The organism is Arthrobacter antioxidans (genome assembly GCF_023100725.1).
In the GTDB taxonomy this organism is placed as follows: domain Bacteria; phylum Actinomycetota; class Actinomycetes; order Actinomycetales; family Micrococcaceae; genus Arthrobacter_D; species Arthrobacter_D antioxidans.
This window is the reverse complement of sequence record NZ_CP095501.1, coordinates 1,206,888-1,226,518: the sequence shown is the minus strand read 5'-3', so window position 1 is coordinate 1,226,518 and position 19,631 is coordinate 1,206,888. Positions and strand designations below refer to the sequence as shown.

The following is a 19,631-nucleotide window of genomic DNA, read 5'->3' as shown; positions in this document are numbered from 1 at the left end:
GACGACCGTCCCGGCAGCGGACGCAGGTTTTATTGTATGCGGACGGGGACATCCGCTTCACGGGGGGCGGGGGGCTGCGAGGAGAGGGTCCCGTAGTACAGGCCCTCGAACGTCTCCAGCGTCGCGTTGATGTCGTGCTTGCCCACCATGGCCCGGCTCACGGCGCCCATCTCCTGCTGCTCCTCGCGGGAGAGGCTGAGGATCTCCGTGATGCGCTTGCCCAGCTCGTCGGCGTTCCCCGGCTCGAACAGGTAGCCGTTCTCGCCGTCGGACACCAGGTGCGGCAGCGCCATGGCGTTGGCGAGCAGCACGGGCGTGGACGCGGACATCGCCTCGAGGGTGACGAGTGACTGCAGCTCGGCGGTACCCGGCTGGCAGAACAGCGACGCCCGGATGTAGCTCCGGCGCAGTTCCTCGTCGTCGATCAGGCCGCGGAACGAGACGCGGTCGCTGATGCCGAGACGTGCGGCCTGCGCCTGCAGCGCCGGCTTCACCTCGCCACCTCCCACGATCTCGAGGTGCACGTCGAGGTGCTCGGGGGTCCCGGCGACGGCGTCGATCAGCACGTCGATGTGCTTCTCCTCGGCGAGCCGGCCCACGAAGAGGACCGTCGGGTGCTCGTTCGGTTCGATGACCTCGCCCGGCCGGACCTCGTAGGCTGCGGCATCGATGCCGTTGGAGACGGGCAGCACCTCGCGCAGGAAGGCGTGGTCGTGCATGGCCTTCGCGGCCAGCGGCGTCGGGGTGGTGACGGCGGCGGCCTTGCCCATCACCCTGCCCATGTCGCGCCACGAGTTCTTCGCCACGATCCTCTTGAACCACTCGGGGAAGGGCAGGAAGGGGTTGATGTTCTCCGGCATGAAGTGGTTGGTGGCCACGACCCGGATGCCCCGCTGCACAGCCTCGTACAGCGCGTACTGCCCCACCATGTAGTGGCACTGGATGTGGACGACGTCGGGCTGGACGCGGTCGAAGAGCAGGCTGATGTCACGCTTGATCTCCCAGGGGTAGCAGATGCGCCAGTAGTCGTGCGTGGGGACGCTGTGCGAGCGGAGGCGGTGGACGGACCAGTCGCCGTCCGGCTCGGTGACGCTCGGGCCGTTGGAGGGGCGCGGAGCGAGGACGTGCACCGCGTGGCCGCGTCCTGACATCCCCTTCGCCAGCCGGTAGCCGAACTGCGCCGCACCGTTCACGTTGGGCGGGTAGGTGTCCGCGGCGATCAGGATGGTCAGGGGCTTGGAATCAGCCGGGTAACTCACGGAAGGGGATCCCTACGTCGGTGTGCTGGACAAGTGCTTCGATGGGGCGGATCAGCGCTGCCGCTTCACGACGTCGGGGTGGTGTCGGGCCAGGGCAACGACCCCAACAATAGCAACGAGGGCTGCCGCGCCCATGCCCAACGCGGTCACCGTCCGGACATCGGGCTGGAGTTCGTCGAGGATGGTGATGCCCACGGCGATGCCGACGATCGGGTCGATCACGGTGAGGCCTGCGATGACGAGGTCGGGCGGGCCCGTCGCGTAGGCGCTCTGCACGAACCAGATTCCCAGTGCCACGGCGGCGGCGAGGGCCAGCAGGGTGGTGATCGGGACATTGAGCAGGAACCGGCCGTTCGGCTCGAGCAGGTGGCCCGCCACGATCTTGGTCAGGACGGCGACGAACCCGAAGAGGACGCCGGCCCCCAGGATGTAGGCGAAGGCGTTGAGGCGGTGGCGGCCCACCACGGCCAGGGAACCGAACAGCAGGACCGCGGCCGCCAGCAGGAGCACCACCGACAGTTCCTGGGCCGGCTCGATCGCGTGGTTCTCGCGGGTGACGTTCACGGCGAGGACGACGAAGAGGGCGCTGCCCGCCACGCACGCGGTGATCGCGGCGACGGTGGGGCGGTTGAGGCGGATGCCCTGGTCCCGGGAGTTGACGATCGTGGTGATGACGAGCGCGATGGCCCCGATGGGCTGCACCACCGTCAGGCTGGCGAGCGACAGGGCGATCACGTTCAGCGCTGTCCCCGTGACGAGCAGGAGGAGCCCGAACAGCCAGCGCGGGTTGGTGAGGAGGCGGGTGAAGCCTGACGAGCTGAGGTTCAGTCCGCCCGTGTTCGCCCGGACGGCGCTGCCCTGGCGCTGCGCTCCGAACGCGAGGAAGACCGCGCCGAGCAGCGCGAGCGCGATGGCTAGGGCGGGCACGACTGCTGCTCGGCCCGCTCCAGCCGGTACTTGCGGTGTGCTGCCATGAAGTAGGCCACGAACGCGACGAGGTGCAGGACGCACCCCGCGGCGAGCAGGACCTGGGCGAGACCGGAGATCCAGTCCTGCTCGAAGCCCTCGACCTCGTGCAGCAGGAGCAGCGGCGCTCCGACCAGCAGCAGCGCGGTCCGGATCTTCCCGACCGTGATGACGGGGAGGTGCAGCGGCCCGCGGAAGAGGACGAGTGCGTTGATGATGAGGATGAGGTCCGGGATGACGATGGTCCAGACGAGCCAGGCGGGGGCGATACCGTCGACGACGAAGGTCACCGCCACCACGATCAGGGCGGTGCGGTCGGCGACCGGGTCGAGCCACTTCCCGACGACGGACACCTGGTTGAGCCGCCGGGCGAGGTACCCGTCGACCCAGTCGGTCGAACCGATCACCACGAGCGTGATCACGGCCGCGCCGTAGCGTTGCTGCGTGATGAACCACACGAACAGCGGGACGCCGAGGAACCGGACGATGGTGACGAGGTTGGGCAGGGTCCAGGCCGTCGTCAGTACCGTGGCATCGCCACCCGGCCGTCCTCCAGCCCCGATCAGTCTCATCACCCGTGCCTCCCCGTCCCATTATGCAGGCAGACGGCCGGCCCCCCGTCCCCCGCTCGCGGGCGGGGATCGGCGGACCGGCCGTCGGTCGGTCGGACTCGCTGTTACTTGCTGAGGAGGCGGCGCAGCATGACGAGCATCGCCGCGACGGACGCGGCGAGGACACTCAGCGGCTTCCAGCGGTCGGCCAGGCTCGTGTTGAGGGGGACGTCGCGCCGGACGGCGACTGCCGCGGTCCTGTCGCCGGCGGTCGGGCTGCCGACCGTCTGCGCGCCCTGGGGCGAGCGGTGCCGAGCCTTGTCGACGCGTGCCTTGACGTCCACGCGCGCACCGAGGGAATCGCGGGCGTCGGCGATGTGCATCCGGCGCTCGCCGGTGCGGCCGCGCAGCTCCTCGTAGGAGGGCGTGGGCTCCTTCGGCTGGGTGTCCTTGTCGGCGTCCTTGGGCTTCTTCTCCTCCTTGGGCTTCTTGATGTCCAGGGTGGCCGGGTCGAAGCTGCGGCCCTCCTTGAGCACGCCGAGGTCGTAGCGGATGCCGCGGATCGCGTCCTCGGGCACCAGCGGGAGCTGCTTCTTGAGGCGGGAGACCCCGATCAGCGCGAGGATGCCGCCGATGACGAGGAAGATCAGCGCCACCAGCAGGGCTGCCAGCCAGGCGGGCATGATCTCCGCGAGGCCCATGATGGCCGCGACGACGAGCGCGACGGCGAAGAACAGCATGAAGACCAGGGCGACGACGAGGAAGGCGGCAGCGATGCCGGCCTTCGTGCCCTTCCGCTTCATCTGCTCGAGGGCGATCGAGACCTCGTCGCTGACCTGCTTCGGCGTCAGGCGCGCAAGCAGCCTGACCAGTCCGTAGAGCGAGAGTGAGCCTGTGGACCGCTTGCCGCGCGTACTAGCCGAGCTGTTCATAGGCCCTGCCTCCATTCGTGTGTGTCTTGCTGGACATTCGCTGAACCAAAATTACCATCGGGCCCGGGCACGTCAGCCGCCCGCCGGTCCCGGCGTCGCCGGGAGCACGATGCGCCCCCATGCGGTACCGCCGCCCGCCCTGCATTCCCCGGCGCCCGTCATCGTGCCGACGCGAGCTCGGCGTTGTCCTCGAGGTCCTTGCCCGCGAACTCGGGGAGCCTGGTCCTGACGAACACGAAGGACACGACGGCGAAGACCGTGAAGGCCGCGTACATGACCCACAGGCCGAGGTTGGCGCTGACCCACGGGAAGGTGAGGGTGACGATGAAGTTGAAGACCCAGTTGACCATCGTCGCGACGCCGAGGGCGATCGAACGGATGCGGTTGGGGAACATCTCGCCGAGCGTGACCCACATGACCGGGCCCCAGGTGGCGGCGAAGAAGATGACGAAGAGGTTCGCGCCCACGAGGGCGACCGGGCCCCAGACCCCGGGCAGTGCGACGTCCTCGCCGGTGCCCTCCGCCTGGAGGAACGCGAGGGTCGCCGCGAGCAGTCCGACCGTCATGCCGATGGATCCGGCGAGCAGCAGCTTGCGGCGCCCGATGCGGTCGACGAAGAAGATGGCGACGAACGTCATGGTGACGTTGATGATCGAGGTGATCACCGACGTCGTGAAGGAGTCGCTCTCGCTGAAGCCCACCGACTTCCACAGCGTCGTGGAGTAGTAGAAGATCGCGTTGATGCCGACGAGCTGCTGGAGCGCCGCGATGGCCATGCCGACCCACAGGATGGGCTGCAGCCCCAGCGCGGGACCACGCAGGTCCCGGTAGCTCGCACGGTCCTCGCGCTCGAAGCTCTCCCGGATCTGGCGGATCTTGCCCTCGGTGTCCCTGACACCAGAGACGCGCGACAGGATGCGGGCGGCGTCCTTGTCCCGGTCGGCACGGATGAGGAACTGCGGCGACTCGGGGATGATCAGCGCGAGGACGCCGTAGACGACGGCGGGGAGCACACCGACCAGGAGCATCCAGCGCCAGGCGGACAGGCCCCACCAGAACTCGTTCCCGGCGCCGCCGGCGGCACTGGCGAACGAGGCGTCGGAGAGGAGTGCGACGAAGATGCCAATCGTGATGGCGAGCTGCTGCACCGAAGCCAGTCCCCCGCGCCATTTCGACGGCGCGATCTCGGCGATGTACCCGGGGACGATGACGGAGGCGATACCGATCGCCAGACCTCCGACGAGGCGCCAGGCCATGAGGTCCCACTCGGAGACGGCGAAGGCCGATCCGACGGAGTTGATCGTGAACAGGAAGGCTGCCGCGATCATCACCTTCTTGCGCCCCCAGCGGTCGGCGAGCCCCCCGGCGAACCAGGCGCCCGCGGCACAGCCGAGCAGCGTGATGGCGACGGTGAACCCGAGGACGCTCGCGCTCAACCCGAAGTCGGCCTGGATCGAATCGACCGCACCGTTGATGACGGCCGTGTCGAACCCGAACAGGAGGCCCCCGACGGCGGCGGCCATCGTGATGCCGATGACCCGTGCGAGATGCCGCGGCGGCTCCGTGGTCTCCGTATCGACGTCGTGCTCGCTCATGCTTGGTTCTCCCTGCTCGTTCGGCCCTTCAACACCCTACGTCAATCCGAAGCCTGCTTAGCAGCGCATCCGCCGCCCGGGCCGCGACCCGGGACGGTGCGAGGGTTGACGGGGGTCGTACGATAGGAACACCGTTGATTCGCCGCAGCAACCAAATCGTCCCACCGTGGACGACCTGCTGCACGTCGCGAGCCGCTCCGCCGTCGTCGCCGGGCCGCCGCCGCAGTCGATGCATCCCCTGCTCCACCGATCAGAACCCCGGCCGCACCACCGTTTTCCGTTAGGCAGCATCTTGAGCACCAGCGTGAGCACCACCACCCATCCCGGCGACGCCCTCTCCCGCCGCGAGAAGATCATCTACGTGGTCATCCTCGGCACCCTGACCGCCCTCGGGCCGTTCACGATCGACCTGTACCTGCCCGCCTTCCCGGCCCTGCGGTCGGACCTCGGGGTCTCCGAGGCAGCCATCCAGCTGACGCTGACGGGAACGATCATCGGCTTCGCGGGCGGACAGCTCCTCGTGGGACCGCTCAGCGACAAGATCGGCCGTCGCCTGCCCCTGATCTTCGCGACCACGCTGCACGTCGGTGCCTCCATCGGCGCAGCGTCCTCCGAGGACATCAACACGCTCATGCTGTTCCGCGTCCTCCAGGGCATGGGAGCCGCGGGCGGCGGGGTGGTCGCGATGGCCATGGTGCGCGACCTCTTCGGCGGCTACACCCTCGTCCGCATGCTGTCCTACATGGCGCTCGTCAACGGCATGGCGCCCATCTTCGCCCCGGTGATCGGCTCCCAACTGCTGCTGCTCTTCCCCTGGCCCGGCATCTTCTGGTTCCTCGCCGGCTACGGCGTGCTGGTCATCACCGCTGTCTCGCTGTTCATCATCGAGACCCTCCCCCGGGAGAACCGCCGCCGGTCCGGCCTCACCGTGGCCCAGCGCTACCGGACGGTCCTGAGCGACCGCATCTTCATCGGCATCCTGCTGGTCGGCGGCATGAACTTCTCCGGGCTGTTCTCCTACCTCTCGGCCTCGCCCTTCCTGTTCCAGGGCCCCTACGGGCTGAACGAGCAGCAGTACGGGCTGCTGTTCGCCGTCAACTCGCTCGGCATCGTCGCCGGCGTGCAGATCAGTGCGCGCGTCCTCCGGCGCGTGGGCCCGCAGTGGGTCATCGCGACGGCGACGATCGTCCAGCTGACCATGGCGATCCTCATCATCGCCTTCGACCAGCTGGGCTTCGGCTTCTGGGGTACGGCCGTGCCGCTGTGGTTCTACATCATGGCCACGGGCTTCGTCTTCCCGTGCGTCCAGGTCCTGGCACTCATCAACAACGGAGCGCAGGCCGGCACGGCGGCGTCCCTCCTGGGTGCGGTGACCTTCGGGACGGCGGGCCTGATCTCGCCGCTCGTCGGCCTGCTGGGTGAGGGCATCGAATCCGCCACCCCCATGGCCGTCGTGATGGCCGCGTGCATCGCCCTGGGCGTGGTGTTCCTCTGGGCGGTCGTCCGGCCGAGGACCGTCCCCGCCCTGCAGTAGCGCGGCGTCAGCGCGCGCCACTGCAGGGGACCCGCCTCAGGCCGCCGTGGTCTCGGACGCCGACCCTGATTCCGAGGGCAGGCCTTCCGCCGTCGTCGCGATGTTGCGTGCCATCGACTTGAAGATGAAACCGTGGAAGGGCAGCACGGCCAGCCAGTACAGCCGCCCGGAGAGCCCCTGCGGGAAGAAGACCGCCCGCTGGTAGAGGGAACTGCCGGAGCCGTCCGGCTCCACCCTGAACTCGAGCCACGCCCTGCCGGGCACCTTCATCTCCGCGCGGAGCCTCAGGCGCTTGCCGCGGACGATCTCCTCCACCCGCCAGAAGTCCAGGGCCTCGCCCGTGAGGAGCTCCTTGGCGTCCCGCCGTCCACGCCGGAGGCCCACGCCGCCGGCGAGCTTGTCCATCCAGCCGCGGGCCGCCCAGCCCACGGGCCACGAGTACCAGCCGTTCTCGCCGCCGATCCCCTCGACCACGGTCCACAGCTTCTCCGGAGAGGCGCTCGAGCTGTAGGTCTGGACGTCGGTGAAGACCGTATGGCCGGCCCACTGCGGATCCGAGGGGAGCGGGTCGGCCTCGGCGTCCACCTGCGTGGCACCGGCCCAGCTCGTCTCCACCTCTCCCCCGCGCATCTTGCCGAGTGCCAGGTCCACCGCCCGACGGTAGCCCGTGAGCCCGCCCTCGGGCACGGCGATGTACGGGTCGATGTCGTGTTCGGCGGTGACGGCGTCGTGCTGCAGGGATTCGATGAGCGGCATGGCCATCGCCCGCGGGATGGGAGTGACGAGATTGACCCAGTGCCCGGCCAGGCGCGGCGTCAGGACCGGCAGCGCGAGGATCTTGCGGCGCGGCAGCCCGGCGGCCTCGGCGTACTGGTTCATCATCTCGGCGTAGGTGAGTACCTCGCGGGACCCCAGGTCGAACGTCCGGTTCAGGCCCTCGGGGAGGTCGAGCGCCCCGATGAGGTAGTGGATGACGTCGCGGACCGCGATCGGCTCGATGTGGTTCAGGACCCATTTGGGCGCGGGCATGACGGGGAGGACGTCGGACAGGTGGCGGATCATCTCGAACGACGCCGATCCCGACCCGATGACCACGCCGGCCTGGAAGGCGATCGTCGGCGTCCCGGATTCGAGGAGGATCGTGCCGACCTGCGTGCGTGAGCGCATGTGGGTGGACAGCTCCACGCCCTCGGGGTGGAGGCCGCCCAGGTACACGATGCGGCGCACCCCCGCGGCGGTGGCGGCCTCGGAGACCGTGGTGGCGATGTCCGCCTCGCGCTGGTCGAAGTTCCGTCCGGACCCCATGGAGTGGACGAGGTAGTAGAGCGTGTCGACGCCCCGGGTGACCGTGCGCATGACCTCGCGGTCCTGCAGGTCGCCCTCCACGATCTCGACGGATCCCGCCCAGGGGACGTCCTTGAGCTTCTGGGGGGACCGGACGATGACGCGGACCCGGCGGCCCTCGGCGACCAGCTTCGTCACGAGCCGACCGCCGATGTACCCCGTGGCCCCGGTGACCAGGATGAGCTTGCCGTCAGTACCTTCAGTGTTCATGGCCGAAGCCTACGCCTGCCCCCTGACAGGTTTCCGGAAGCGGTCCTGCTGCACCCGGGCAAAGGAAAAGGGCCGGCGGCCCGGGTCTCGACCCTGGCCACCGGCCCTTCGTTGCTCCTCCGACTGGACTTGAACCAGTAACCCTTCGATTAACAGTCGAATGCTCTGCCAATTGAGCTACGGAGGAAAGCGCGGTCTCTACTTTACATACCCCGGGCAGCGAAGTGAAATCGGCCCGGGCTCACTCCTCGCGGAGCTGCCGCCGCTGCATCTCGAGCTCCATCAGGTCCCTCTGCAGCTGGTTGTAGAGGGCCGGATCGGCCGCGGGATCCATGCGCTGGAGCTGCCCGAGCTTCTCCGCCTTCTGCTGCGTGATCCGCAGCTCGGTGAGCCGGTTCAGGATGTCCCGGCAGTAGCTCACCATGGCGTCGGCGTCCTTGGCCGGGAGCGGCCGGACCGCCAGTTCGCTCACGAGGGGGCGCAGCACGTCCGGCACGCCGTCGCGCACCGACTCCACCCAGCGCGACAGCTCCGTACCGGCCGCGCCCGCGGCGAGGACGGCGTTGTGGAGCGCCTCGTAGACCGGGACGGCGAAGTGCATGGTCGAGAAGCTCTCCCACTGGGGCGCCGTGAGGAGCGTGGGCTGCTGCAGCACCACCTCGAGCGCCTCCCGCTCCATGCGGGCGATCGGGTCCCGGGGGTCCGGCCGCTCGAAGAACGGCTCCTCCGACGGCACCGCACCGGGACCGCCGGACGCCGCGTTCCCGGACTGGCCCCCCTGGTGGGACTGGTGGGCCTGCTGCCCCTGCCGGCGCCCGCCGGCCGAGGACGAGGTGTCCCGGCGCGCGGCCGCGGACACCGCCCGTGCCACCTGGTCCTCCCCCACGTACTGCATCCCGAGCCAGCGGGAGAGCTCCCTCGTGTAGGTGGACCGCAGCGACACGTCGCGGATCTGCGCGACGATCGGGGCTGCATGGCGCAGCGCCTTGACCTGGCCCTCACCGGAGGAGAGGTCGAAGTTGGCGAACGACGCCTTGATCGCGAACTCGAACAGCGGCCGACGGTCGGCGATGAGCTCCCGCACGGCGTCGTCGCCCCGGGTCTGGCGCAGTTCGCACGGATCCGCGCCGGAGGCCTCGACGGCCACATAGGTCTGCGAGTTGAACCGCTGGTCCTCCTCGAACGCACGTAGCGCGGCCTTCTGGCCCGCGGCGTCGCCGTCGAACGTGAAGATCACCTCGCCGCCGGTGCCGTCGTCGGACAGGAGCCGGCGGGCGATCTTGATGTGGTCCGTGCCGAACGCCGTGCCGCACGTGGCGACGGCGGTGCCCACGCCCGCCAGGTGGCAGGCCATGACATCCGTGTACCCCTCGACGACCACGAGCTGCCGGTTCTTCGCGATGTCCCGTTTGGCGAGGTCGATGCCGTACAGCACCTGGGACTTCTTGTAGAGCGAGGTCTCCGGGGTGTTGAGGTACTTGGGCCCCTGGTCGTCCTCGAAGAGCTTGCGCGCACCGAAGCCCACGGTGTCCCCGGTGATGTCGCGGATGGGCCAGATCAGGCGCCCCCGGAACCGGTCGTAGAAGCGCCCGGCGTTGCTCGAGGAGGCGCTGAACATGCCCGTGAGCTTCAGCTCGTCGAGCGTGAAGCCGCGCCCCGTGAGGTGGTTGAGCAGGCCGTCCCAGCCCTGGGGTGCGTAGCCGACGCCGAAGTGCGCGGCCGCCTCGCGGTCGAAGCCGCGATCCTGCAGGAACTGGCGGGCCGTGCCGGCGCCCGGCGTGAGGAGCTGGTCGCGGAAGAACTCGGCGGCGATCTTGTGCGCGTCCAGGAGCCGCTGCCGCCGGCCCACGTCCTCGCGGCGCGGCCCGGTCCCGCCGTCCTCGTAGTGCAGCTCGAAGCCGATCCGCGCGGCGAGCTTCTCCACCGTCTCGCTGAAGGAGGTGTGGTCCAGCCTCTGCGCGAAGCTGATGACGTCCCCGCCCTCGCCGCAGCCGAAGCAGTGGTACGAGCCCATCTGCGGCCGCACGTGGAAGGACGGCGACCGCTCGTCGTGGAACGGGCACAGGCCCTTCCACGAGCCGATGCCCGCGGACTTCAGCGTGACATAGGCCTCGACGACCTCCTTGATGTCCGTGCGCTGGCGTACCTCATCGATGTCTTCGCGTTTGATGAGTCCGGCCATGCCCCCAGTTTAGGCCCGCCCCACCGACTCTCCGACCGTCCTCCGGGCGGAGGCGGGCAGGCGCGGGAGCGGCCTACCAGAGGGCCGGGACGGGCCCGACGATGCGTTCGTGGAGGCCGAGGGCCGACACGTCGGTGAGCGAGGCGACCTGGTCGACGACCACGCGCAGGCGGGCGTCGTCGTCCTCCGCCTCCCGCCAGTCCGCGGCGAACATCGGTTCGAGGTGCCGGTCGCCGTCGGCGTGGACCTGCGCCACGAGGGACGCGAGGATCTCCCGCTGGCGTTCGTAGAGGGGCTGGCGGTGGTCCGTGGTCATCACGTACGTGGTGGCCAGGCCCTTCATGACGGCGATCTCCATGACCGTCTCCTCCGGGACCACCATCTCCGCGTTGTAGCGCGTCAGCGGATCGGGTCCGTAGATGGACCGCGTGGACTGCATGGCGCTCAGGCAGAACCGGCCGATCAGCTGGCTCGTCATGTTCTTGAGCGCCGCCATGGACCGCCGCGTGCCGTCCGCCTCGCGCACCCACACCGGCGTCCTCTCCAGCCGGGAGAGGGCGGCGTCGACGGCGGCCGGGTCGCTGCCCGGGAGGTACCACTGCTGCGTGTAGCCCACCACGCGGGCACGGGCGTCGGCGCTGTCCATCCACTTCAGCTGCAGGTGCCCGGCGACGATCGCGTCCTCGACGTCGTGCACGGAGTAGGAGATGTCGTCCGCGAGGTCCATCACCTGCGCCTCGAGGCACGAGCGCCCGTCCGGCGCGCCGTCGCGCAGCCACGCGAACACCGGGAGGTCGTCGTCGTACGCACCGAACTTCGTGGTGCGCTGACCGCTGATGACGGGCGCTGCCGACGCCGTCCACGGGTACTTGCAGGCGGCGTCGAGGCTGGCCCGCGTGAGGTTCAGCCCTGCGGGCCCGCCGCCCGGGGCGAGGACCTTCGGCTCCAGCCGCGTGAGGAGCCGCAGGGTCTGGGCGTTGCCCTCGAACCCGCCGATCCCGTGGGCGAGGTCGTTGAGGGCGGACTCGCCGTTGTGACCGAAGGGCGGGTGCCCCAGATCGTGGGCCAGGCACGCGGTGTCCACGATGTCCGGGTCGCAGCCGAGGGTCCTGCCGAGTTCGCGGCCCACCTGGGCGACCTCCAGCGAGTGGGTGAGGCGCGTCCGCACGAAGTCGTCGGTGTCCGGTGCGACCACCTGGGTCTTCGCGCCGAGCCGGCGCAGCGCGGACGAGTGCAGCACGCGGGCGCGGTCGCGTTCGAAGTCGGTCCGGTGCGAACTCTTGGGCGGTTCCTCCACCCACCGCTCGGTGTCCCCGGCGCTGTAGCCGGGGGGGACGGACGGATCGCGGAAACTCATGGTGCCTTTCTAGCGCAACGGGGAAGGGTGTGCGTGCAGGCCCGCACCGATGTGGACTGCGGGAGGGCGGTCATCCGCCGGATACGTCCACCTCGGCGGCGGCGATGTCCGCCTGCTGCGCCGCGTTGAGGACGCGGCCGTCGAGCCAGCGCTCGGGCAGCGCGGTCCTCTTGGGTGAGCCGGCACGGCCGCGGGGCCCCTCGGCGTCCTGCCCGGGGTACGGCGAGTCCTTGTCGAGTTCGTCCAGGAGCCCGCGCAGCACCTCGAGGGTGGGCACGGTGGCCAGCCTGGCGCGCAGGTCCCCGCCGACGACGTAGCCCTTGAAGTACCAGGCCATGTGCTTGCGGATGTCGCGCAGTCCCATCATCTCGCTGCCGAAGGTCTCCACGAGCAGCTCCGCGTGCCGGTACACCGTGGCGGCGACCTGCCCGAGGCCCGGCCGGTGCCGGGACGAGCTGCCCTCGAAGGCGTTCACCAGGTCGCCGAAGAGCCACGGCCGCCCCTGGCAGCCGCGCCCGATGACGACGCCGTCGACGCCGGTCTGCCGCACCATGCGGACGGCGTCCTCCGCACTCCAGATGTCGCCGTTGCCGAGCACGGGGATGTCCGGCAGGGCCTCGCGCAGTTCCGCGATGGCATTCCAGTCGGCCTGCCCCGAGTAGAACTGCGCGGCGGTGCGGCCGTGGAGGGCGACGGCGGCGACCCCGCTGTCACGCGCGATCTTGCCGGCCTCGCGGAAGGTGAGGTGGTCCTCGTCGATGCCCTTGCGCATCTTGATGGTCAGCGGGACGTTCCCCTTCGACGCCTCGCGCACGGCGGTCTGCACGATCCCGGTGAAGAGATCGAGCTTCCACGGCAGGGCCGCACCGCCGCCCTTGCGGGTGACCTTCGGGACGGGGCAGCCGAAGTTCAGGTCGATGTGGTCCGCGCGGTCCTCCTCCACGAGGAGGCGGACGGCCGCTCCGACGGTCTTCGGATCGACGCCGTAGAGCTGCACCGAACGGACCGCCTCGTCGTCGTCGTGCGAGATGATGCGCATCGACTCCGGGCTGCGCTCCACGAGCGCGCGGGAGGTCACCATCTCGGACACGTACAGGCCGCCGCCGTACTCGCGGCAGAGCCGGCGGAACGCCTTGTTGGTGATGCCGGCCATGGGGGCGAGGATCACCGGCGTGTCGACGGTGATGGGGCCGAGGGTGAGCGGCGGCAGATCGAGCCTGAGCGCGCCGTCGGGTGCGTCGAACGGAGCATCCGAGGGGTCGCCGTAGCCGGGGTCGCCGGAGGGGACGGGGAGGGTGGGTACTGCGGTCACCCCTCCATTGTCGCAAGCACCCGCAAATCCGGCGGCGCTGCCTGCCGCACGAGCCCTGTCCGCCTTCGCCGCCTTCGCCGCCTTGCGCCACGCGTTCGTCATGCGCCCGCCTCCGGGGTGCGCCGATCACCGAGCGCCACCAGCCGCTCGCCGGGGGCGAGGGTCCCCGCCCCCTCGGCGGCGAGGACGGCCGGCGTCGCACCCTCGGCCGGGTCGCCGTCGTCGTGCCTACCGCGCGCGGACCTCGGACCGACCGCCTTGACCACCAGCACCGCGACCAAGGTGGTGAGCGGGATGGCGAGGACGAGGCCGATCGAGCCCACCAGGGTCCGCACCACCTCCTCGGCCAGTTCGCCGCTCGTGAGCGTGTCGAGGAGGTTCCTCTCGTAGAGGGAGACGAGGATCAGCACCGGCAGCGCGGCCCCGGCGTACGCGAAGGCGATGGTGTAGACGGTGGAGGCGATGTGGTCGCGGCCGATCCTCATGGCGGACCCGAAGAGCCGGCGCCCGGAGGTGTTCGGGGCGAGCTCGTACAGCTCCCACACCGCCGAGGACTGCGTGATCGTCACGTCGTTGAGGACACCGAGCCCGGAGATGATCAGGCCGCACAGGATGATCGAGGAGATCGACAGCTCGTCCGAGGCGTTCGCGAGCGTGTACGCGTTCTCGTCGCCCACGCCGGTCAGGTGTGCGGCGTCCGTGGCCCAGGCCGCGAGCACCGCCGTGATGCCGAGGCCGAAGACCGTCCCGAGCAGCGCCGTCGAGGTGCGCGCGGAGACGCCGTGCGCGAAGTAGAGGACGCCGTACATGATGACGATCGAGCCGACGAGGCCCAGCAGCAGGGGCGGCGCACCCTCGACGAGGCCGGGCAGGATGAACTGCGCGAGGACCACGAGGGCGCCCACGAGGCCGATCATGGCCCGCAGCCCCCGCCAGCGCGCCACGGCGATGACGACGACGGCGTACAGGACGGCGATCGCGACGATCGGGACGGAACGGACGAAGTCGACGAAGACGTAGGGCGCCGCCCCGCCCTGCACGACGGTCGCCAGGTCGAGGTAGCGGATCTCGTCGCCCGGCTCGACGGCCTCGGCCTTCGCGAGCTCGGGCGTCACCTCGACGGGGACGAGGTCGCCCCCGAGGGCCGGCTGCGTGTAGGCGACGGTGCAGGTGAGCGCCGTCCCGCCCGCGTCGACCGTGGGCCGGGAGGACGGGCAGTCCGCCTCCCGGACCTCGCGGACCGTGCCGCGGTCGAAGCTGACGCCCTCCGCCGTCGCGTACGGACTGGCGACGGTGAGCGAGCTGCGGTCCCCGCTCGGCCACAGGAGCATCATGGCGATGAGCGTGACCACGCCCAGGGGCACGAGGATGGCCGCGAGCAGGAGGTTCGCCCGGCGCCGCGCGGCAATCGCGGGGGCGGACGGCTCCGAACTCCCGCTGGTGTGCTGGTGGCTGTGGCCCACGGGCATCCTCGGTGGTCGGGCTGGTTGGATGGTGCGGTGACAGGCGTGCCGGGCACCGTCTGCGATTCTACGCAGGGAGCCCGCCCCGGGCCGAGGCAGCCCCGTCCGGGGCGGAGAGAGGTGGCACGTGGCAGCGAAGGCAACACCCCCGGCACGGGAGAGGGATCCCGTGCTCTCGATCGGCGGCGCGGCGTCCGAGGTGCGCGGTGTGGCGCTCGTCCTGCACGGCGGCCGGGCGGACAGCTACGACGCGGTGCGGCCCACGCACCTCAGCCCCCTCCGGATGCGCCCCTTCGCCGCGCGCCTGGCCTCCGGCGGCGGCGGGCAGGGACTCGCGGTCTGGACGCTGCGCAACCGGGTCCGCGGGTGGAACGGGGAGGACCGGTCGGCCCTCCGGGACGCCCGGTGGGCGCTCGGGCGGATCAGCGTGGAGCACCCGGACGTGCCGGTCTACCTCCTCGGCCACTCGATGGGCGGTCTGACGGCGCTCTCCGCCGCGGGGCACCCGCAGGTCCGCGCCGTCGCGGCCCTCGCCCCGTGGCTTGCGCCCTCGAGCCCCGTCGAGCCGGTCCGCGGCCGCAGCCTCCTGATCATGCACGGTGACACCGACCGGTGGACGAGCCCGACGGCGTCGCTCGCCTTCGCCCGCCGGGCCCAACCGGTGGCGGCGGACGTGCGCTACGTGCGGATGCTCGGCGCCGGCCACTTCATGTTCCGGACGGTGCCGGTCTGGCACGGCATGAGCACCTCGTTCCTCCTGGGCCGCTTCGCCGAGGACACCGGTGCGGTGATCGACCGCCGCGTCCTCGAACGGTCCGCCCCGCTCTTCCGCGCCGGGGATCCGCTCGACATCACCGCATGACCCCCTCCCCCCACCCGCGATCCCCCCGACGGTGCCCATGACCGGATTCGCCCTCTCCTCCTTCCTCGGCGGCCTCGGCCTCTCGATCGACGCCGTCGTCCTGCTGATGGCGCTCACCTCCGCCGTGGCGACCGCGCAGCGACGCCACGGCGTGATCGCCGTCGTCGTGTTCCTGGCCTCGGCGGGCGAGGGCGACGACGGACGGCGGACCCTCGTGCTGGTCCTCGTGGCGGTCTGGGGCCTCCGGCTCGCCGCGTTCATCGGCTGGCGCGGCCGCGGCGGCGAGGAGGACCCCGGTACGAGGAGATGCTCCCGGTCTGGGCCGCCGGCCTGGTCCTCGAGGCCGTGGGTGACCACGAGCTGGCCTCCTTCAGGAACGACCCGTCGCGCCGCGGGACGGTGCTCGACACCGGCCTGTGGCGGTACACGCGGCACCCGAACTCTTTCGGCGACGCCCTGGTCCGGACGGGGCTCTTCCTCGTGGCCGCCGACTCCTGGCCCGGGGTGCTGACGTCCTCTCCCCCGCCCTCATGGGCTGGGCCCTCGCCGCGAAGACCGGAAAACCCCTGACCGAGCAGCGGATGTCCGCCCGGCCGGGGTACAAAGAGTACATAGAGAGCACCAGCGGGTTCTTCCCGCGACCACCGAGGGCAGGAAGAGGGATCTGAGCATGGGATGGAAACCGCGGCAGAGCGACCGCATGTACCGGTTCGTCGTGTATGCGGGCAAGACCGCGTTCGCGGCGCTGCGCCTGCCGGTCACGGTCACCGGGACGGAGAACCTGCCCGCGTCGGACCCGCTGAACGGGCGGTCGCGCCGCGCCGTGCCCGGGCACGGCGCCGTCGTCGTCATCACGCACTTCGGCTACCTGGACTTCGCCTTCGCGGAACTCGTCCTGTGGAACCACGCCCGCATCCAGGCGCGCTACATGATCTCCCGGCGCGCGGCGGAGCACTGGTTCGTCAGCCCGTTCGTCTTCGGCCTCGGGCACGTCGTCACGGACCGGAAGGCGGGCGCGCCCGCGTACGACGACGCCCTCGCGAAGCTGCGGGCCGGCGAGTACGTGGCGATCCTCCCCGAGGCCGGGGTGTCCCGCAGCTACACCGTCCGCGCGCTCAAGACCGGCGCGGTACGGCTCGCCGCCGAGGCCGGGGTCCCCGTGATCCCCGTCTCCGTCTGGGGTTCCCACCGGCTGCTGACCCGCGGCCACGGCTTCTCCCTCCGGCGCGCGTGGAGGTCCCCCGTCCGCGTCCACATCAGCCCCGCCATCCGCCACGCGCCGGGGCTCGACGTCGCCGAGGAGACGGAGAAGCTCCGCCGGGAGCTCCAGGACGGCATCGAGACGTGCATCGCCGACTTCCCGGTGACCCCGGAGCCCGGCGCCTGGTGGATGCCCGCGCACCTCGGCGGCGGGGCCATGACCGTGACCGAGCGGGAGGCCGCGGACCTCGCGGACCAGGAGGCCGGACGGCACGACCGCGGCTGACGCGCCCCGGTCCCCGGCCCGTCGCGACGACCAGCGTCCTCAGCCCGTCGCGACGACCAGCGTCTCCGGCCCGGCGAGCCGTGCCGCGCCCGTGGCCAGCAGGGGGTCGACGACGGCCGCCAGCGCCTCCATGGCGTCGTCGACCTCCAGCTGGATGGGGTACTGGTGCACGAGCATCGCGATGAGGGTGGCGACGGCGGCCTGCTGCTCCTGCGGGGGCAGGGTCGTGTCGTAGCCGAGCAGCACGTCCGCCGGATCATCGGTGCGCGCCTGCGTGTAGCTGACCGCGAAGGCCGCGATGGCCCCGCCGTCGGCCTTCGGCCGGTCCCGCAGCACGATCGCTCCCCCGGCGCCGCTCGCGTCCCCGAGGAACAGCTGCTGGGCACGGCCCAGGCTGAGGTCCGCCCGGTCCCAGGCGTGGACTGACTCGTAGAAGGCCGCGAGGGCCCGGGTGAGCTCCACGGACCCGGTGGCCGCCTCCTCGAGCTGCGGCCCGGCCGCGTCATCGAAGGCGGGCGCCGCGAGGGCCCCGGGCCCGACGACGACGAGCCGCGAGCGCTGCAGGGTGCCGAACCCGGTGGCCTCGGCGAACGCCGCGCCGGTGGTCCCCGGCGACACCTTCGACCGCAGGACGGTGACGCCCGACGGCGACGCCGCGGCCTCGTGCTGCAGCATCGTGAGGAGCGTCGACCCGACGCCGGCACGCCGGTGGTCCTCGGCGACCTCGATGTAGCACCAGAGCCGGTCCGGGTGGAGCGCCGCCCCGTATACGCAGCCGGCCGCCACGGGGACGCCATGGTCCACCGCGGTGATGCAGCGGTTCCAGGGGCTGTCCGACGGCGGGCGGAACGAGCCGCGGAACTGCTCGGCGGCCGCCGATTCGGGGCCTCCCCAGAGCTGGATCAGCTCGAGGTCGTCCCCGTCCTGCCAGGCACGGTAGTCCAGGGCCATCAGGCGCCGATCAGGCGCTCGGCGAGGTAGCCCTGCACCTTGTCGAGGGACACGCGCTCCTGCGTCATGCTGTCGCGCTCGCGGATGGTGACGGCCTGGTCGTCGAGGGTCTCGAAGTCCACCGTGATGCAGAACGGCGTGCCGATCTCGTCCTGGCGGCGGTAGCGGCGGCCGATGGCCCCGGCGTCGTCGAAGTCGATGTTCCAGGACTTCCGCAGCTGGGCCGCGAGGTCCTTCGCCTTCGGGGAGAGGTCCTCGTTGCGGCTGAGCGGCAGGACGGCGGCCTTGACCGGGGCGAGGCGCGGATCCAGCTTCAGCACGGTGCGCTTGTCCACGCCGCCCTTGGCGTTGGGTGCCTCGTCCTCGGTGTACGAGTCCACGAGGAACGCCATGAACGAGCGGGTCAGGCCGGCGGCGGGCTCGATCACGTACGGCGTGTAGCGCTCGTTGGTGGCCTGGTTGAAGTAGCCGAGATCGGTGCCCGAGTGCTTGGAGTGCGTGGACAGGTCGAAGTCGGTGCGATTCGCGATGCCCTCGAGCTCGCCCCACTCGGAACCGGAGAACCCGAAGCGGTACTCGATGTCCGTGGTGCCCTTGGAGTAGTGGCTCAGCTTCTCCAGCGGGTGCTCGAAGAGGCGCAGGTTGTCGGCCTTGATGCCGAGGTCGGTGTACCAGGAGAACCGCTGGTCGATCCAGTACCGGTGCCACTCCTCGTCGGTGCCCGGCTCGACGAAGAACTCCATCTCCATCTGCTCGAACTCCCGCGTGCGGAAGATGAAGTTGCCCGGCGTGATCTCGTTGCGGAAGCTCTTGCCGATCTGCCCGATCCCGAACGGCGGCTTCTTGCGCGCCGTGGTGAGCACGTTGTTGAAGTTCACGAAGATGCCCTGCGCGGTCTCCGGGCGGAGGTAGTGCATGCCCTCCTCGGAGGCCACGGGGCCGAGGAAGGTCTTCAGGAGTCCGGAGAACTCCTGCGGCTCGGTCCACTGGCCCCGCGTGCCGCAGTTCGCGCAGGTGACGTCCTTCAGCCCGTTCTCCGGGGCGCGGCCCTTCTTCTCCTCGTACTCCTCCTCGAGGTGGTCGGCCCTGTACCGCTTGTGGCAGGAGAGGCACTCGACCAGCGGGTCGCTGAAGACCTCGACGTGCCCGGAGGCCTCCCAGACCTGGCGGGGCAGGATGACGGCGGAATCGAGCCCGACGACGTCCTCGCGGCCGCGCACCATCGTCTGCCACCACTGCCGCTTGATGTTCTCCTTGAACTCCGCACCGAGGGGCCCGTAATCCCAGGCAGACCGTGAACCGCCGTAGATCTCCCCCGACTGGAACACGAAGCCGCGCCGCTTGGCGAGCGAGATGATGGGGTCGAGTGCTGACTTGGCTGCTGCCATGGTGTGTCTCCAGTTCTGGGCAGGCCGCTGGGTGCGGTCCGCTGGTGGGGGTCGCGTGGATCGGGTGATCCGGCCCGGTGGACGGGCGCGGAGGCTACCCGCCAGCCTACCGGGTCCGTCCCGCGCGGCTGGGGCCCGTTCCGCCCGGCGGCTCGCATCCCGTGGCCCGCCGGTCCTTGACGCGGCGCCCCCTGTGTTCCTAGGTTGGGTCCAATGTGACGTGTGATCCATGTCACGTC

16 protein-coding genes, 1 tRNA gene and 1 pseudogene are annotated in these 19,631 nt (G+C 70.6%); 5 read left to right on the top strand and 13 right to left on the bottom strand.

Features of this window, described 5'->3' with window-relative positions; genetic code table 11:
- Positions 1-29: 29 nt before the first annotated feature.
- The 5 genes from MWM45_RS05600 to MWM45_RS05580 all read right to left on the bottom strand — a co-directional run bounded on the left by MWM45_RS05600 (position 30) and on the right by MWM45_RS05580 (position 5,303).
- Positions 30-1,259 carry a glycosyltransferase gene (locus tag MWM45_RS05600; RefSeq protein ID WP_247828601.1) on the bottom strand — a complete coding sequence of 410 codons (1,230 nt, stop codon included), beginning with the start codon at positions 1,257-1,259 and terminating at the stop codon, positions 30-32.
- Positions 1,260-1,310: 51 nt separating this feature from the next.
- Complete coding sequence (locus tag MWM45_RS05595; protein WP_247828600.1) at positions 1,311-2,186, bottom strand: DMT family transporter; 876 nt, start codon at positions 2,184-2,186, stop codon at positions 1,311-1,313.
- Positions 2,174-2,797, bottom strand: coding sequence for a CDP-alcohol phosphatidyltransferase family protein (locus tag MWM45_RS05590; protein ID WP_247829147.1), 624 nt, complete (start codon positions 2,795-2,797; stop codon positions 2,174-2,176). Before MWM45_RS05590 ends, MWM45_RS05595 begins: the two co-directional genes overlap by 13 nt.
- A gap of 104 nt (positions 2,798-2,901) precedes the next feature.
- Entirely contained in the window at positions 2,902-3,708 is an 807-nt protein-coding gene (locus tag MWM45_RS05585) for a phage holin family protein (protein ID WP_247828599.1), read from the bottom strand.
- 158 nt (positions 3,709-3,866) lie between these two features.
- Positions 3,867-5,303: a sugar porter family MFS transporter gene (locus MWM45_RS05580; protein WP_247828598.1), complete on the bottom strand. Its 1,437-nt coding sequence runs from the start codon at positions 5,301-5,303 to the stop codon at positions 3,867-3,869.
- Positions 5,304-5,607: 304 nt separating this feature from the next.
- Here MWM45_RS05580 and MWM45_RS05575 point away from each other — a divergent pair, with 304 nt between their 5' ends.
- A complete protein-coding gene (locus MWM45_RS05575; protein ID WP_247828597.1) occupies positions 5,608-6,837 on the top strand; it encodes a multidrug effflux MFS transporter in 1,230 nt (409 codons plus the stop codon).
- A 36-nt stretch (positions 6,838-6,873) separates the two neighbouring features.
- On the opposite strand, the gene MWM45_RS05570 is transcribed toward MWM45_RS05575, so the two are convergent.
- The 6 genes from MWM45_RS05570 to MWM45_RS05545 all read right to left on the bottom strand — a co-directional run bounded on the left by MWM45_RS05570 (position 6,874) and on the right by MWM45_RS05545 (position 14,711).
- On the bottom strand, positions 6,874-8,391 hold the full coding sequence (locus MWM45_RS05570; protein ID WP_247828596.1) for an SDR family oxidoreductase: 1,518 nt from the start codon (positions 8,389-8,391) through the stop codon (positions 6,874-6,876).
- A gap of 114 nt (positions 8,392-8,505) precedes the next feature.
- Positions 8,506-8,578, bottom strand: a tRNA-Asn gene (locus tag MWM45_RS05565).
- A gap of 54 nt (positions 8,579-8,632) precedes the next feature.
- Complete coding sequence (gene dnaG / locus MWM45_RS05560; RefSeq protein ID WP_247828595.1) at positions 8,633-10,573, bottom strand: DNA primase; 1,941 nt, start codon at positions 10,571-10,573, stop codon at positions 8,633-8,635.
- Positions 10,574-10,646: 73 nt separating this feature from the next.
- Positions 10,647-11,930: a deoxyguanosinetriphosphate triphosphohydrolase gene (locus tag MWM45_RS05555; RefSeq protein WP_247828594.1), complete on the bottom strand. Its 1,284-nt coding sequence runs from the start codon at positions 11,928-11,930 to the stop codon at positions 10,647-10,649.
- 70 nt (positions 11,931-12,000) lie between these two features.
- Complete coding sequence (gene dusB / locus MWM45_RS05550) at positions 12,001-13,344, bottom strand: tRNA dihydrouridine synthase DusB (protein WP_418909738.1); 1,344 nt, start codon at positions 13,342-13,344, stop codon at positions 12,001-12,003.
- The gene (locus tag MWM45_RS05545) at positions 13,341-14,711 is read right to left on the bottom strand and encodes a YibE/F family protein (protein WP_247828593.1); all 1,371 of its coding nucleotides are present in this window, start codon (positions 14,709-14,711) and stop codon (positions 13,341-13,343) included. Before MWM45_RS05545 ends, dusB begins: the two co-directional genes overlap by 4 nt.
- 121 nt (positions 14,712-14,832) lie before the next feature.
- Between MWM45_RS05545 and MWM45_RS05540 the strand changes: the two genes are divergently transcribed.
- The 4 genes and pseudogenes from MWM45_RS05540 to MWM45_RS05530 all read left to right on the top strand — a co-directional run bounded on the left by MWM45_RS05540 (position 14,833) and on the right by MWM45_RS05530 (position 17,053).
- Positions 14,833-15,567, top strand: coding sequence for an alpha/beta hydrolase (locus MWM45_RS05540; protein WP_247828592.1), 735 nt, complete (start codon positions 14,833-14,835; stop codon positions 15,565-15,567).
- Between the two features lie 37 nt (positions 15,568-15,604).
- A pseudogene (locus MWM45_RS17690) lies at positions 15,605-15,802 on the top strand (DUF1295 domain-containing protein); the annotation flags it as partial.
- A 71-nt stretch (positions 15,803-15,873) separates the two neighbouring features.
- Positions 15,874-16,137, top strand: a complete 264-nt coding sequence (locus MWM45_RS17685) for a DUF1295 domain-containing protein (RefSeq protein ID WP_336296693.1) — start codon at positions 15,874-15,876, stop codon at positions 16,135-16,137.
- 100 nt (positions 16,138-16,237) lie between these two features.
- Positions 16,238-17,053 (top strand): lysophospholipid acyltransferase family protein, encoded by an 816-nt coding sequence (locus tag MWM45_RS05530; protein WP_247828591.1) that lies wholly within the window; start codon positions 16,238-16,240, stop codon positions 17,051-17,053.
- Between the two features lie 39 nt (positions 17,054-17,092).
- On the opposite strand, the gene MWM45_RS05525 is transcribed toward MWM45_RS05530, so the two are convergent.
- Together MWM45_RS05525 and MWM45_RS05520 are read right to left on the bottom strand one after the other, a co-directional pair.
- The gene (locus tag MWM45_RS05525) at positions 17,093-18,004 is read right to left on the bottom strand and encodes a GNAT family N-acetyltransferase (protein ID WP_247828590.1); all 912 of its coding nucleotides are present in this window, start codon (positions 18,002-18,004) and stop codon (positions 17,093-17,095) included.
- A complete protein-coding gene (locus tag MWM45_RS05520; protein WP_247828589.1) occupies positions 18,004-19,392 on the bottom strand; it encodes a glycine--tRNA ligase in 1,389 nt (462 codons plus the stop codon). Before MWM45_RS05520 ends, MWM45_RS05525 begins: the two co-directional genes overlap by 1 nt.
- Positions 19,393-19,631 lie beyond the last annotated feature (239 nt).

Excerpts from the sequence above, each read along its gene's own strand:
- MWM45_RS05580 (WP_247828598.1), bottom strand. The coding sequence starts at position 5,303 with ATGAGCGAGCACGACGTCGATACGGAGACCACGGAGCCGCCGCGGCAT.
- MWM45_RS17685 (WP_336296693.1), top strand. The coding sequence starts at position 15,874 with ATGCTCCCGGTCTGGGCCGCCGGCCTGGTCCTCGAGGCCGTGGGTGAC.
- MWM45_RS05570 (WP_247828596.1), bottom strand. The coding sequence starts at position 8,391 with ATGAACACTGAAGGTACTGACGGCAAGCTCATCCTGGTCACCGGGGCC.
- MWM45_RS05530 (WP_247828591.1), top strand. The coding sequence starts at position 16,238 with ATGGGATGGAAACCGCGGCAGAGCGACCGCATGTACCGGTTCGTCGTG.
- MWM45_RS05525 (WP_247828590.1), bottom strand. The coding sequence starts at position 18,004 with ATGGCCCTGGACTACCGTGCCTGGCAGGACGGGGACGACCTCGAGCTG.
- dnaG (WP_247828595.1), bottom strand. The coding sequence starts at position 10,573 with ATGGCCGGACTCATCAAACGCGAAGACATCGATGAGGTACGCCAGCGC.
- MWM45_RS05555 (WP_247828594.1), bottom strand. The coding sequence starts at position 11,930 with ATGAGTTTCCGCGATCCGTCCGTCCCCCCCGGCTACAGCGCCGGGGAC.
- MWM45_RS05545 (WP_247828593.1), bottom strand. The coding sequence starts at position 14,711 with ATGCCCGTGGGCCACAGCCACCAGCACACCAGCGGGAGTTCGGAGCCG.
- MWM45_RS05585 (WP_247828599.1), bottom strand. The coding sequence starts at position 3,708 with ATGAACAGCTCGGCTAGTACGCGCGGCAAGCGGTCCACAGGCTCACTC.
- MWM45_RS05590 (WP_247829147.1), bottom strand. The coding sequence starts at position 2,797 with ATGAGACTGATCGGGGCTGGAGGACGGCCGGGTGGCGATGCCACGGTA.
- MWM45_RS05520 (WP_247828589.1), bottom strand. The coding sequence starts at position 19,392 with ATGGCAGCAGCCAAGTCAGCACTCGACCCCATCATCTCGCTCGCCAAG.
- dusB (WP_418909738.1), bottom strand. The coding sequence starts at position 13,344 with ATGACGAACGCGTGGCGCAAGGCGGCGAAGGCGGCGAAGGCGGACAGG.